The organism is Methylotenera sp. N17, assembly GCF_000799155.1.
Classification (GTDB): Bacteria; Pseudomonadota; Gammaproteobacteria; order Burkholderiales; family Methylophilaceae; genus Methylophilus.
In genome coordinates, this window is record NZ_JUGE01000001.1 from 151,940 (window position 1) to 164,714 (window position 12,775).

The following is a 12,775-nucleotide window of genomic DNA, read 5'->3' on the forward strand; positions in this document are numbered from 1 at the left end:
AGTACTGTTTTGCACGACATTTTGCATGAATGTACGTGTGAAAACATCGTACAATTTGCGCATGAGTGAAAACCAATCTTTAATTGCGCGTAGCTTACAAGCAGTGTGGCACCCCTGTACGCAAATGAAACATCATGAGCAATATCCGCTTATACCCATCGCGCGTGGAGAAGGGGTTTGGTTATACGATACAGAGGGCAAGCGCTACTTAGATGCAGTCAGTTCTTGGTGGGTCAATTTGTTTGGACATAATCATCCCACCATCAAAGCCGCTATTAAGCAGCAACTGGATACGTTAGAGCATGTGATGTTGGCTGGTTTTACGCATGAGCCGGTGGTTGCGCTGTCTGAACAGCTGGCCAAGCTCACAGGTTTAGGCCATGCGTTTTATGCCAGTGATGGTGCGAGCGCTACAGAGATTGCGCTCAAGATGAGTTTTCACTATTGGCGCAACAGTAGTAAGTCTAGTAAAACCAAGTTTATCAGCCTGCAAAACAGTTATCACGGTGAAACATTAGGTGCGCTGGGCGTGACCGATGTGGCGATTTTTAAAGACACATATGGGCCTTTGCTCATGCAATCGGCACAAATGCCTAGCCCGGATTTTAGGTTGGCCGAAGTTGGGGAGAGTGCCGAGCAGTTTGCGTTGCGTTGTGCAGATGCGTTAGATACTTATATCTCAGCACACCATGATGAGTTGGCGGCATTTATCATAGAACCAATCGTGCAATGCGCTGCTGGCATGGGCATGTATCACCCCGTGTATTTACAACGTGCTAGGGAAATTTGCACGCAGTACCATGTGCATTTAATTGCAGACGAAATTGCGGTGGGCTTTGGGCGTACCGGAACGATGTTTGCCTGTGAGCAAGCCGCGCATCAGGTGAGTGATATTGCAGATTTCGTATGCTTATCTAAAGGCATTACTGGGGGCTATTTGCCGCTTTCTGTGGTGCTGACGCGCGATGCAATTTATCAAGCATTCTATGATGACCGCACGGCAAAAGGGTTTTTGCATAGCCATAGTTATACTGGCAACCCCTTAGCCTGTAGTGCTGCGCTCGCAACCTTGGCGATTTTTGAGCAAGAGCAGGTGTTGCTCAAAAATCAGGCCACTTCACAGGCGATACAAGCGAAAATGCAAGCACTTACTCACTTGCCTATTCAATATCTACGTCATCAAGGTATGATGCATGCGTTTGATGTGCAAACACATAACCCACAGTTCTCACGGGATTGTTACGCAGGCGGATTAGCCCATGGTTTGTTGTTAAGGCCTATCGGTAACACCGTTTACTTTATGCCGCCCTATGTGATCTCTGCAGATGACATTGATTGGATGGTGACGCAGACCGCATTGGTGGTGCAACAAGCTTTATGAAACGTTTAACCCTATTTTTCGTCCTCAGCTTGCTGCATGTATTGGCCTATGCAGCATTGCCAACCGCGGTATCCGATGCATTAAAACATGCAGGTATTCCACAAGAAAATGTGGCCATATATGTACAAGCTGTCGATGCTAATATGCCGGTACTCAGCCTGAATGCAGATAAGTCGATGAACCCTGCGAGCGTGATGAAGCTGGTCACGACTTATGCTGCTTTAGAAAAACTCACGCCTGCGTATCGCTGGAAAACAGAAGTGTATCGTGATGGTGAGGTGAAGCAGGGGGTGTTGTATGGGGACTTGGTCATCAAAGGCTATGGCGATCCTGATTTTCAACCCCACCATTTTTGGCAATTGCTGATGCAATTACAACAGCTAGGGATTCGCAAGGTTACTGGCGATTTGGTCATTGATAAAACCTACTTTACTCCACAAGCAAACAACATAGCTTTCGATGATGAGATATGGCGTGCCTACAACGCTCCGCCTAGCGCATTCTTGGTGAATGGCCGTAAAACTAGCTTGCAATTTCAGGTGTTGGACAATCAGGTCTATGTTCATCAAGAGTTTCCATTGCCGCAAGTCAATGTTGAGCAACATCTGACGTTACGTGCGGGCGAGTGTGGCGATTGGCGTAGCAATATCGACTACAAAGTGGTGCCGGAAAAAAGCCGTGTCAATGTGTATATCACAGGTAGCTACGCTGCAAGTTGCGAGTCTCGTTATTTGGAGCTGAGTTTGTTCAATGATGAAGAGTATGCGCTGTATACATTTAAGACTTTGTGGAAAGAGTTGGGCGGTGCCTTTGGTGGAAAGCTTAACATCCGCCCAACCCCAGAACGTGCAGTCAAAATGCTTGAGCACTGGTCAGCGCCTTTGGGCGAGCAAGTGCAAGACATCAACAAATGGAGCAATAACTTAATGGCTCGGCAATTATTGCTTACTTTGGCGGCGGTGGATGATGCAACCTTGGCTACAGAGCAACACGGCGCTGAAGTCATCAAGCAACAGATGGTAAAGCTGAATATGCCGATGGGCGCATTGGTGGTGGAAAACGGCTCTGGCTTGTCAAGACTAGAACGCGTGAGTGCAGGGCAGTTAGGCGGTATGTTGGTGCGTGCGTTTCATCGCCCTGTCATGCCCGAACTGATGGCCTCGTTACCCATTCTGGGTTTGGATGGTACAGTAAAAACTAGAATGCAAGCTTCTGATGTGCAAGCAAAAGCCCATCTCAAAACAGGCTCTATTAATGGTGTCAGTGCAATTGCGGGCTACATACTGGGCCAAGATCAGCGCCGGTATGTCATGGTGATGCTGGTGAATGATGCAAAATCTGCGCAAGCAAGAGCCGCCCAAGATGCATTGATCACATGGGTCTATCAGCATTAAAAAACATGCCAGTCTCATGCGTCAAAATTGACCCACACGGGCTATTGTGGCGTGGTCAATAAAGTCCTAAATTGGTTTATGCGTTAAAGGTTAATCGAATCTAAATCAGCATAACAATAATCAAAAATAAATATAGTGTTGACGCCAAATAATCTGATTATTCGGGAGGAGCTATGTTTAACAATGTGTTTCTTCGTATCGTACTTCTTTGCGGTTTACTACTTGCATTCACCGCCCATGCGGCAATCGATGGGTTTGTAAACGCGTCAAAGCCTCGCCCGGCAAGTACTCAAGTGTCTAGCAGTGACAATGTCGGCAATGATTATTATCAAGTAGCGCTTGCTGTAAAAATGATGGATGTGCGTACTGACGCCAATGCTTATTTGGCTACAGCCAGTATGCAAGACCAAGGCTTACCTAGACCAGTTTGGGCGCTTGCTTGTGGCTTGGCTTTTCTGAGTGTAATGAGACGACGTTTGAGTAGATAGAACCTACAGATGATAAAAAAGGGAGCTAAGATAGCTCCCTTTTTTATTGTGAATTATCAGTCAATTCCGAATTTCAAGTATCATATTGGATTGCTTATTATTCAAGTGAACTCTCGTATGAAACGCATTCAAAGTAGATGGTTCTTAAGCTTATGTGCAGCCCTTGTTGTCTCTGGCTGCCAAGCAGAGACAGCTCCCACCAATAACACTCAAGAAGGAAAACCTGCGATGACAACGCAAATTACAGAACTACAGAAAATTGATACACAAGTGGGCACTGGCCGTGAAGCTGAAGTTGGCTTCAACGTGACTGTGCATTACACCGGCTGGTTGTATGACCCAGCGGCAGAAGACAAAAAAGGTAAGAAATTTGATAGCAGTGTCGATAGAAAAGAGCCGTTCAATTTCTTTTTAGGTGGCGGACAAGTGATTCAGGGCTGGGATGAAGGCTTTGCTGGCATGAAGATTGGTGGTAAGCGTACGCTCATCATTCCACCAGAAATGGGCTATGGTGCACGTGGTGCGGGTGGAGTGATTCCGCCGAATGCTACTTTAGTATTTGATGTAGAACTGCTCGACGTTAAATAAAGTCAACACTTTGCGAGCACCCGCTTTGAGAATTGCTTGCTTAAAGCATTGCGTTGCCATATGGCGTTGCTAGGTCGAAAAATCCTGCTTACACACTACATGTATGCCGCGCAGGCTTTTTCGATCTCGTGTCTTATCTGGCTTAGAAATTGATGGTTTTGCGGCTGGAGACTGTCATCAATAGATTTAGGGTTCAATCATGAAAGTAAGAATCAAATGGGTGGAAGGCGTGAGTTTTGTCGGTGAATCCGAAACTGGTCACGCGGTGGTATTGGATGGCGCGCCAGAGAATGGTGGCCGTAATATCGGCATGCGTCCCATGGAAATGTTGCTGATTGGGATGGGTGCTTGCACCTCCTTCGATGTAGTCGCCATTCTAAAAAAAGCAAGACAGCCCATTGTGGATTGTGTGGCGGAAATTCAAGCTGAACGTGCAGCGGAGATTCCCAAAGTGTTCACCAAAATACATGTGCACTTTGTGATCACGGGCGATGGCTTGAATGAATCCCAAGTGGAGCGTGCAGTTAAACTATCTGCAGAGAAATATTGCTCAGCGTCCATTATGCTGAGCAAAAGTGTGGACATTACACATGACTTCGTTATTCAACCAACGACTCAACAGGGCGCATAATGCATAGACCATCCGGGATGGTGGGTATTCGCCATGTCGCCTTGTTTGTGCAAGACCTGAAATCAGCCATTGATTTCTATACACGCATTATGGGGATGCACATTGAGTGGCAACCAGATCCAGACAATGTGTACCTGACCAACCAAGGGGATGTATTTGCGTTGCACCGTGTGGATTACACCCCGCAAGCGCAACAGCGCTTAGATCATATTGGGTTTGTGCTAGATAGTCCTGAAGCCGTCGATACTTGGCACGCCTATTTTTTATCGCACCAAGTACGTATTACTGAAGCGCCCAAAACGCACCGAGATGGTTCCCGCGGTTTTTACTGCTTGGATAGCGTTGGGCACTTACTTGAGTTGATTTATCATCCGCCTATCATGCGCAGCTTGATAAAATAGGGATCGTTTAGTTGGATGGATTGTCTGTGATTTTGACAGTCAGCGGTGCTTCGTTTTCTAGAATATTTAATAAACGGTCTACATTGGGGTGTTTGCCTGGACAGTTTTCCGCATCCTCGGTGTGTTCTGCATACAATGACAATCCCTCTACCGCAGCATCTAGTGTAATTGCCCCGTACATCTTGTAAAGATGGTGATAGACCTTGAGTGAGCCTAGGCTACCAGGCTTGTTCTCAATGACGCCCGCCGGCTCGTTATTTTCGTCAAATAACTCAATGCGCTGCACATGGTCGGCACTGTCAAGCGTTAATAGAATGTCGCTAAATTTTTGCATGGTTTACCTAAATCTTGTAGAAATAAAAGTCTTATAGAAATACTATTAAACATAGTAAGCAGTTTTGGTCATGATTTTAGAGGCGAATTTCATACCAAACTGTACAGGAATCGGCAGTGCCACGCCGCCCAATTGATGCGCAGTATCTGCATGCTCGCGTTCGTCAGCTTGCATTTGTGCTACGATTTTTCGCGTTTTGTGGTCTGCGGGTGATAGTACCTCCAAGTGGCTAGCCAAATGTGCTTCCACTTGTTTTTCGGTTTCTGCCAAAAACCCCAAATTCCAACGGTCACCTAATAATCCTGCTACTGTACCCAAGCTAAAACTGCCCACATACCACAACGGATTTAACAAGCTTTTGCGTCCGCCCAGTTCATGAATGCGACCTTCACACCAAGCCAAATGGTCGGTTTCTTCGGTTGCCGCTTGCTTTAACGCATTGACGATGGTGGCGTCACGCGATACAAAGGCTTGGCCGCTGTACAGCGCCTGTGCACACACTTCGCCTACATGATTAATGCGCATTAGCGCCGCAGCTTGATTTTTTTCTGCAGTTGAAAGTGGTGCTTCTTCGGTATTGCCATCTGGTCTGGCACGTGAGGCAACTGGCTGCGCAAAGAGCGTACGCAATCCAGTGTCAAATGTAGTAATCAATCGATCTATCATCATATGCGTAGTTTAATCTAATTCGGATTTAAACCCCATCTGTTTTGCAATCAGCACAACGGGATGCAGGATTTTAATCGGCATCGCTTGTTGTCGAATACCCGAACCTAGCTGCATGGCACAGCCAATATTCGAGGTCGCTAAATAATCGTAAATATCCCCCTCTAGCGCCACCATTTTGTCTGCCAACAGCGCTTGCGCCATTTCCGGTTGTTGTAGCATGTAAGTGCCAGCGCCGCCACAGCACTGCATATTGCCTTTCATCGCAGACACTTGAATCTGCGGAATGCGATGCAGCAATGTGGTTACGGATTTTCCGGATTTCATGACATTGCGTAAGGTACATGGCTCATGTAATGCAACATGGGCGGATAAAGGGCTTAACGTAATGTCATTCCAATCGCATTGCGTCAAAAAGTCACTGATGTCTTGCACAGGTAGCTGTGTGTAATCTTTTAAGCCAGCCCCACATCCGCTGGCTGTCGTGAGTACAGGTAGACCATTCTCAAAAGCATCCACGTTATTGGCGATCAATTGCTCTGCAGTTGTACTCTCCCCTTGTTGGCGCGCAATGCCCCCACAACAGCTTTGTGCTGGTGGAATGTGTACGTCATACCCAAGGCGTGTGAGTACATGAATGCTCGCCCTTAGGGTTTCGGCATCAAAAGCATTGGTGATGCAACCTAAGAACAAATTCACAGCCCCACGTTTGGTCTGCGTTGCGGGGTAAAAAGCTTGCCAAGTTTGTGTGTGTGTCAGTGGCGGCAGCAATGCAATTTTGTGTGAAATATTTACATTCAGTTTACTTAGTATTGCTAAACCGCCAATACGCTGCACTATTCGTAATAGTTGGCTACTAAGGCGCAAAGCGAATGGCTTTTGCGTCAACCAGTATAGCCAATTCGCGAGTGTATTCGGCTGTTGGGTAATGCTGCGTGTACTATCAATCAGTGCACCATAATGTACGCCATTGGGGCATGCTGTTTCACAGTTACGGCAACTTAAGCATGCGTTGATATGCGCTTTAAAGCGTGCATTGTTGGGGATGATTTCTTTGGCAACGGCACTGATGAGTTGAATGCGTCCGCGTGGCGAGTCTGCTTCTGAGCCGGTTTTAAAATATGTGGGGCAATGTGGCAAACACAGTCCGCAGGCGACACATCGATCGGCTTCCTGAATGGTGTGTTGGATAGATAAGGTCATGTCTACTTACAAAATAAAGCTTGCTACCATAGTAAAACAAAGCCCCGCAGCTTTCTACTTGTTAAGTGAAAAACATACAGGGCATTGTTCAGTCCAGCCGGATGTCAGTCCGGTGTAATCATTGAGTGAGCCGGTTATTTTTTGGTGTCGCTCACTTTTGCCGGCTCAGGGGCTTTTTGTACTGGTAAGCCTTTCAATACGTTCATGGCTTGATTAAATTGGAAGTCATCTTTGCTGGCAGGCTCAATCGGGCCTTTAGCTTCTGCAAATTTTTTCTCATTCAATTTTTCTTTGGCTACAGGCGCTTTAGCTGCATCTTCCTCTTTTTTAGCAGCATTATTATCGGTTGGGTTAGATAAGTGCTTGCTCAAATCTGCCTCGTGCAGGCTGAGAGAAGGGTCAGAACCATCTTCTACCACAATGTCCGGCACAATGCCTTTGGCCTGAATAGAGCGGCCATTTGGCGTGAAGTAACGTGCAGTGGTTAACTTGATTGCACTACCATTGTTCATCGGCAAAATCGTTTGCACGGAACCTTTACCAAAGCTTTGAATGCCCAAGATCGTGGCGCGTTTGTGATCTTGCAATGCGCCCGCCACAATTTCTGAAGCTGAAGCGGAGCCTGCATTGATGAGCACGACCATTGGAATTTGTTTGTATTCTTCAGGCAAGTCTTTTAAATAGTCCGTTTTTCCGCGACGTGCATAGTCACCCGGCGTGGCAGATAAGCGCATTTTAGAATCCGCTACACGGCCTTCTGTATATACCACTAAATCATTTTTAGGTAGAAATGCGGCAGACACGCCGACCGCTGCATCCAGTAAACCACCTGGATTGTTACGCAGATCAAGCACCAAGCCTTTAAACGGGCCTTTGTTTTGTTCACGTAATGTTTTCAGTGTTTTGGCTAAATCTTCACCGGTGTGTTCTTGGAACTGGCTGACTCGCACATAACCGTAGTCTTTTTCAATCAGTTTGTTTTTCACGCTTTGTGATTTGATGATGGCGCGGGTCAATGTAAAGCTCAGTGGCTTTTCCTCACCTTTACGTATCACAGTCAGCGTAATTTTAGTGTCTGGGGTGCCGCGCATTTTTTTCACGGCATCATTTAATGTCAAGCCCCGTACTTGCGTTTCGTCCAACTTCATAATCAAGTCGCCAGATTTTAAGCCTGCTTTGTAAGCTGGGCTGTCTTCAATCGGTGTGACTACTTTGACTAAGCCGTCTTCCATCGCCACTTCAATGCCTAAGCCGCCAAACTCGCCTTGTGTACCCGCCTGCAAGTCTTTGTAGGCATCTGCATCCATAAACGTAGAGTGCGGGTCTAAGCCTTGTAGCATGCCGGACAACGCTTCGTTGATGAGTTTTTTGTCTTCAACGGATTCGACATAATCGGATTTTACTTTGCTAAACACTTCTGCAAATACACGCAGTTCATCAATGGGTAATTGAGGGGCTAAGTTTTTTTCTGCCCAAGCAGAGATATTTAAACTCACCAATACGCCAATGAGCACGCCAGAACCAATCAGACCGAATTTTTCTAATGAAGAACGCATGTAAAACCTTTATAGTGAATAGGTAAATAGAACAGCTAGAGTAAGAGTTGCTTACAAAACAATAGGTTCATTTTCCGCTATTTCAATATAATTGCATATACCCAATGCGCAGAATTTAATGAATTTTAAGGTGAGACATGCAAAAACATGTAGTAGAGATTGAGTTTTGTACCCAATGCAGATGGCTGCTACGCGCGGCTTGGCTGGCTCAAGAGCTATTGATAACATTTGAACAGGACTTGGCTTCTGTGAATTTAGTGCCGGGCACTGGCGGCATATTAGAGGTGCGTTTAAATGGCGCAGTGTTGTACTCACGTAAAGCAATGGGACGGTTTCCAGAGGCCAAAGAGCTCAAGCAATTGATACGAGATGTGATTGATCCAGAACGCAGTTTGGGGCACAGCGATGGCCATCAGGCCGATAAACCGGGTGCTTCTTAACTGAGACTCGCAATGTGAACTATTCTCAATTCTGCAAGGGTTGAAAAGTTTGGTTACACTGCGGTTGTCGTATCGAATAATCAGGTGCAAAGGAGCATAAAATGGCAACAGATCACGCAGCAAGTACCCCGGTAGTCAAAGCATTGAATACTATTTTAGAGTTTGAATTAGCCGGCGTAGTACGTTATACACATTACGCATTGATGGTGTTTGGTTACAACCGTATTCCAATTGTATCCTGGCTGCGTAGCCAAGCAGCAGAATCGCTCACACATGCCGATAAAGCGGGTGAGCTCATTACGCACTTAGGTGGACATCCCTCATTATCGATTGGGCCTTTGCTAGAAACGCATAATCACGATATCGGCGATATTTTGCGCGAATCATTGGCGCATGAAACCGCTGCACTCAATAGCTATAAAGCTTTGCTGAAGCTGGTAGAAGGCGAGTCTGTCATGCTGGAAGAATATGCGCGTGAAATGATTTATCAAGAAGAATTACATTTGGGCGAAGTGGATAAAATGCTGCGTAAGCCAGGTGAAATTGCAAAATTTCATGAGTAAGTGGTGAATGCAAGGCGTTATTCCAAGGCGTTATTCTAGGCACAATATTTTTCCGTAATATTTTTCTAGAAGCAATACTTAAAGCCTGATAAAAAAAAGCAGCTTCAGTTGGCTGCTTTTTTGTTGCGTGTGGTGTCTTAATGCGGGTTTTCCGGAGCGGCTTCAATGCGCTGCGCACCGTTAAAACGCTTGTTCCAGTATGCGCTGTCCATACTTTCCACGCGCACGCTGCCACCAGCACTGGGCGAGTGAATGAATTTGTTGTCGCCCATATAAATACCTACATGTGAGAACGCAGTTTTTAATGTATTAAAGAACACTAAATCGCCGGGCTGCAATTCATCTTTTTTAACGGTCTTACCCATTTGGCTAATGGCGCGCGCGGTTGGGGGAAGTGTGATTTTGGTGGCTTGGCTAAACACATAGCGCACAAAGCCACTACAATCAAACCCAGTTTCGGGCGATTTTCCGCCATATTTATATTGAATGCCGGTTAGGCTAAGCGCTTGCATCAAGACTTCTTGTGCTTTATCCGACCAAGTTGGTGTGGTGTTGACTATCTCTGGCGTTTCTTCAGCCGTCGAGGCGTGGTTTGCAGCTTTAATGAGATCATCTGCAAGGCAGATGTTGCAGCATAACAAGCTCATCAGAAAGAGTAATTTGTACATAGAAACTGATCAATAAAAAAGCCTATCTGTCATTGTCTGCAGATAGGCTTGAGTGATTGATTATTGTTTTGCCATTGCGTTTTTGACTGCGCCGACAATAGCGAGTAATACTGCGCCACCCACTCCGCCACCTGCCACTTGAGTGATGATGGTGCCAATATCCATGCTACCAGCTGCAGCAGCACCGCCAACGCCTAACATGCCGAGTAGCTGACCACCAATACCACCACCTAAAATACCCACCAATGAGTTACCAAGCGTGCCTAAGCTTGCATTTTTCATTAGATTGCCTGCAATGTTGCCACCTACTGCACCACTAATTAACTGAATAATAAGACCTAGATCCATACAACCTCCCAAAATAATATTGATACAAGGTACAAAAAATGTGATTTGGTGAAACGTACAGCATGCTTAGGCTAACAGGCTATTATTCGTATGACAAGATTATTTTTGCAGATTAAATGTGAAAAAGCCTTAAATAACAGGATGTTTGCGGAAAATTTACATATTCATGGGATAATTTTGGGATGTCAGTTCCATCATCATTACACGACGTTTTTAAAACGGGTGGTGCATTAGCACAAGCAATCGAAGGTTTCAGCGAGCGCACGCAACAGCTTGAAATGGCGTTGGCGATTGAGTCCGCAATTCAGGAAAACAAGCAATTGGTAGCAGAAGCAGGCACCGGTACCGGCAAAACCTTTGCCTATTTAGTCCCTGCGCTACTTTCCGGGGGTAAGGTCATTATTTCCACCGGGACGAAAACCTTACAAGACCAATTATTTAATCGTGATTTACCCAATGTGCGAGATGCGCTCAAAGTGCCAGTCACGGTAAGTATGCTCAAAGGCCGTGCCAATTATGTCTGCCATTATCATTTGGCACGGGCCAGCCAAGAAGGGCGCTTTGCCTCGCGCGAGGATGCGCAATATCTCCCAATCATTCAAAGTTTTGCAGAAAACTCACCCACTGGTGACAAAGCTGAACTAACAACTGTGCCTGAAAACGCGACAGTCTGGCAGCAAGTCACCTCCACCCGTGATAACTGCTTGGGGCAGGAGTGCCAATATTACAAAGAGTGCTTTGTGATGGAAGCGCGCAAACAGGCGTTGGCTGCGGATGTGGTGGTGGTCAATCATCATTTGTTTTTTGCCGATGTGATGTTGCGTGATGAAGGCGTGGCCGAACTGCTGCCTAGCGCCAATACCGTCATTTTTGATGAGGCACACCAGCTGCCGGAAGTGGCTGGCTTGTTTTTTGGTGAGGATATTTCTACCAGCCAGTTGATGGAGTTAGCGCGCGATTGCATGATGCTGTACTTGAGTATTGCCAAAGACTGTGCAGCGTTGGGTGATGCTGTGCCTGTGCTGGAAAAAGCCTGTAAAGATTTTAGGCTGGTGTTCCAATACGAAGGCTCGCGTATGCCGGTGCAAAAAGCATTAGCATTGAAAAAATTTGAAACTGCTTTTAGCGATATGCAAGCGGCGTTGGGCCAACTCAATGCCGTGCTAGATACGCAAGCAGCACGCGACCCGGCGCTGGAAAAATGCTGGCAACGTGGTGAGGCCTTGTTAGCGCAACTCGAAAGTTGGCTGAAAGCCAGCAATACCAATTTAGTGCGCTGGGTTGAGGTGTTTACGCAAAGCGTGCAATTGCATGCTACACCGCTGAGTGTGGCAGAAAGTTTTGGTAAACAATTGAATGCGCAGCCGCGTGCCTGGATATTTACATCGGCTACGTTGGCGGTGAAAAGTGATTTTAGCCATTACATTGCCCAAATGGGCTTGCATGCTGCGGCTACTGGGTTTTGGGAGAGCCCGTTTGATTATGGCAACCAAGCCTTGTTATATGCACCAGCCAATATGCCAGATCCGAATAGCTCTGCCTATACTGCCGCCGTGGCTGCAGTCAGTTTGCCTGTGATTCAAGCCAGCCGAGGGCGGGCGTTTGTATTATGTACCTCACTCAAGGCCATGCGCGAAGTACACGCGCTACTAAAAGAAGCTTTTGCCGAACAGGGCATGGAGTATCCGTTGTTGATGCAAGGCGAGAGTACGCGTACTGAGTTGCTGGACCGTTTCCGTACACATGGTAATGCCGTGTTGGTCGGCTCTCAAAGTTTTTGGGAGGGCGTGGATGTGCGTGGCGAAGCACTGAGTGCAGTGATTATTGATAAGTTGCCATTCGCACCGCCCGATGATCCCGTACTGTCTGCGCGCATTGACAAAATGAACGAGGAAGGCAAAAACGCCTTTATGGAATATCAATTGCCGTATTCCGTGATTACCTTAAAGCAGGGTGCCGGCCGATTGATTCGAGATGAACAAGACCGAGGCGTATTAGTGATTTGCGATCCCCGCCTAATTACCAAACCCTATGGCAGACGCATCTGGCAAAGCTTGCCGCCGTTTAAGCGCACTAAAGAGTTGGCGGACGTAGAGGCGTTTTTTACATAACTG

The 12,775-nt window shown here is 46.5% G+C and carries 15 protein-coding genes; 9 read left to right on the forward strand and 6 right to left on the reverse strand.

Annotated features, from left to right (window positions below):
• The first annotated feature begins 61 nt into the window (after window positions 1-61).
• The 6 genes from bioA (at window position 62) to FG11_RS00855 (ending at window position 4,883) form a co-directional block, all read left to right on the forward strand.
• Entirely contained in the window at window positions 62-1,381 is a 1,320-nt protein-coding gene (bioA, locus tag FG11_RS00830; RefSeq protein WP_047535600.1) for an adenosylmethionine--8-amino-7-oxononanoate transaminase, read from the forward strand.
• On the forward strand, window positions 1,378-2,775 hold the full coding sequence (dacB, locus tag FG11_RS00835; protein ID WP_047532574.1) for a D-alanyl-D-alanine carboxypeptidase/D-alanyl-D-alanine endopeptidase: 1,398 nt from the start codon (window positions 1,378-1,380) through the stop codon (window positions 2,773-2,775). The genes bioA and dacB overlap by 4 nt, the downstream gene beginning before the upstream one ends.
• 173 nt (window positions 2,776-2,948) lie before the next feature.
• Complete coding sequence (locus FG11_RS00840) at window positions 2,949-3,263, forward strand: hypothetical protein (protein WP_047532576.1); 315 nt, start codon at window positions 2,949-2,951, stop codon at window positions 3,261-3,263.
• Window positions 3,264-3,380: 117 nt separating this feature from the next.
• Window positions 3,381-3,851, forward strand: a complete 471-nt coding sequence (locus FG11_RS00845) for an FKBP-type peptidyl-prolyl cis-trans isomerase (RefSeq protein ID WP_025223712.1) — start codon at window positions 3,381-3,383, stop codon at window positions 3,849-3,851.
• A gap of 199 nt (window positions 3,852-4,050) precedes the next feature.
• Window positions 4,051-4,482 carry an OsmC family protein gene (locus FG11_RS00850; protein ID WP_020183740.1) on the forward strand — a complete coding sequence of 144 codons (432 nt, stop codon included), beginning with the start codon at window positions 4,051-4,053 and terminating at the stop codon, window positions 4,480-4,482.
• The gene (locus tag FG11_RS00855) at window positions 4,482-4,883 is read left to right on the forward strand and encodes a VOC family protein (protein WP_047532578.1); all 402 of its coding nucleotides are present in this window, start codon (window positions 4,482-4,484) and stop codon (window positions 4,881-4,883) included. Before FG11_RS00850 ends, FG11_RS00855 begins: the two co-directional genes overlap by 1 nt.
• Before the next feature lie 7 nt (window positions 4,884-4,890).
• Here FG11_RS00855 and FG11_RS00860 read toward each other — a convergent pair whose 3' ends face one another.
• The 4 genes from FG11_RS00860 to FG11_RS00875 all read right to left on the reverse strand — a co-directional run bounded on the left by FG11_RS00860 (window position 4,891) and on the right by FG11_RS00875 (window position 8,642).
• Window positions 4,891-5,217 carry a DUF2322 family protein gene (locus FG11_RS00860; RefSeq protein ID WP_025223714.1) on the reverse strand — a complete coding sequence of 109 codons (327 nt, stop codon included), beginning with the start codon at window positions 5,215-5,217 and terminating at the stop codon, window positions 4,891-4,893.
• A gap of 45 nt (window positions 5,218-5,262) precedes the next feature.
• Window positions 5,263-5,886, reverse strand: coding sequence for a 2-polyprenyl-3-methyl-6-methoxy-1,4-benzoquinone monooxygenase (coq7, locus tag FG11_RS00865; protein WP_047532580.1), 624 nt, complete (start codon window positions 5,884-5,886; stop codon window positions 5,263-5,265).
• Window positions 5,887-5,895: 9 nt separating this feature from the next.
• Window positions 5,896-7,086 (reverse strand): (Fe-S)-binding protein, encoded by a 1,191-nt coding sequence (locus FG11_RS00870; RefSeq protein WP_047532581.1) that lies wholly within the window; start codon window positions 7,084-7,086, stop codon window positions 5,896-5,898.
• Between the two features lie 134 nt (window positions 7,087-7,220).
• Entirely contained in the window at window positions 7,221-8,642 is a 1,422-nt protein-coding gene (locus tag FG11_RS00875) for a S41 family peptidase (RefSeq protein ID WP_020183745.1), read from the reverse strand.
• A 137-nt stretch (window positions 8,643-8,779) separates the two neighbouring features.
• On the opposite strand from FG11_RS00875, the gene FG11_RS00880 reads away from it, so the two are divergent.
• Together FG11_RS00880 and FG11_RS00885 are read left to right on the forward strand one after the other, a co-directional pair.
• The gene (locus FG11_RS00880; RefSeq protein WP_047532583.1) at window positions 8,780-9,082 is read left to right on the forward strand and encodes a SelT/SelW/SelH family protein; all 303 of its coding nucleotides are present in this window, start codon (window positions 8,780-8,782) and stop codon (window positions 9,080-9,082) included.
• Window positions 9,083-9,183: 101 nt separating this feature from the next.
• Window positions 9,184-9,645 carry a ferritin-like domain-containing protein gene (locus FG11_RS00885; protein WP_020183747.1) on the forward strand — a complete coding sequence of 154 codons (462 nt, stop codon included), beginning with the start codon at window positions 9,184-9,186 and terminating at the stop codon, window positions 9,643-9,645.
• A 137-nt stretch (window positions 9,646-9,782) separates the two neighbouring features.
• Here FG11_RS00885 and FG11_RS00890 read toward each other — a convergent pair whose 3' ends face one another.
• Both FG11_RS00890 and FG11_RS00895 read right to left on the reverse strand, forming a co-directional pair.
• A complete protein-coding gene (locus FG11_RS00890) occupies window positions 9,783-10,313 on the reverse strand; it encodes a C40 family peptidase (RefSeq protein WP_047532589.1) in 531 nt (176 codons plus the stop codon).
• Window positions 10,314-10,373: 60 nt separating this feature from the next.
• Window positions 10,374-10,661 (reverse strand): hypothetical protein, encoded by a 288-nt coding sequence (locus tag FG11_RS00895; protein ID WP_020183749.1) that lies wholly within the window; start codon window positions 10,659-10,661, stop codon window positions 10,374-10,376.
• Between the two features lie 182 nt (window positions 10,662-10,843).
• Here FG11_RS00895 and FG11_RS00900 point away from each other — a divergent pair, with 182 nt between their 5' ends.
• Window positions 10,844-12,772 carry an ATP-dependent DNA helicase gene (locus FG11_RS00900; protein ID WP_047532590.1) on the forward strand — a complete coding sequence of 643 codons (1,929 nt, stop codon included), beginning with the start codon at window positions 10,844-10,846 and terminating at the stop codon, window positions 12,770-12,772.
• Window positions 12,773-12,775 lie beyond the last annotated feature (3 nt).

Coding starts and splice junctions, on each gene's coding strand:
- bioA (WP_047535600.1), top strand. CDS start 62: ATGAGTGAAAACCAATCTTTAATTGCGCGTAGCTTACAAGCAGTGTGG.
- dacB (WP_047532574.1), top strand. CDS start 1,378: ATGAAACGTTTAACCCTATTTTTCGTCCTCAGCTTGCTGCATGTATTG.
- FG11_RS00840 (WP_047532576.1), top strand. CDS start 2,949: ATGTTTAACAATGTGTTTCTTCGTATCGTACTTCTTTGCGGTTTACTA.
- FG11_RS00845 (WP_025223712.1), top strand. CDS start 3,381: ATGAAACGCATTCAAAGTAGATGGTTCTTAAGCTTATGTGCAGCCCTT.
- FG11_RS00850 (WP_020183740.1), top strand. CDS start 4,051: ATGAAAGTAAGAATCAAATGGGTGGAAGGCGTGAGTTTTGTCGGTGAA.
- FG11_RS00855 (WP_047532578.1), top strand. CDS start 4,482: ATGCATAGACCATCCGGGATGGTGGGTATTCGCCATGTCGCCTTGTTT.
- FG11_RS00860 (WP_025223714.1), bottom strand. CDS start 5,217: ATGCAAAAATTTAGCGACATTCTATTAACGCTTGACAGTGCCGACCAT.
- coq7 (WP_047532580.1), bottom strand. CDS start 5,886: ATGATGATAGATCGATTGATTACTACATTTGACACTGGATTGCGTACG.
- FG11_RS00870 (WP_047532581.1), bottom strand. CDS start 7,086: ATGACCTTATCTATCCAACACACCATTCAGGAAGCCGATCGATGTGTC.
- FG11_RS00875 (WP_020183745.1), bottom strand. CDS start 8,642: ATGCGTTCTTCATTAGAAAAATTCGGTCTGATTGGTTCTGGCGTGCTC.
- FG11_RS00880 (WP_047532583.1), top strand. CDS start 8,780: ATGCAAAAACATGTAGTAGAGATTGAGTTTTGTACCCAATGCAGATGG.
- FG11_RS00885 (WP_020183747.1), top strand. CDS start 9,184: ATGGCAACAGATCACGCAGCAAGTACCCCGGTAGTCAAAGCATTGAAT.
- FG11_RS00890 (WP_047532589.1), bottom strand. CDS start 10,313: ATGTACAAATTACTCTTTCTGATGAGCTTGTTATGCTGCAACATCTGC.
- FG11_RS00895 (WP_020183749.1), bottom strand. CDS start 10,661: ATGGATCTAGGTCTTATTATTCAGTTAATTAGTGGTGCAGTAGGTGGC.
- FG11_RS00900 (WP_047532590.1), top strand. CDS start 10,844: ATGTCAGTTCCATCATCATTACACGACGTTTTTAAAACGGGTGGTGCA.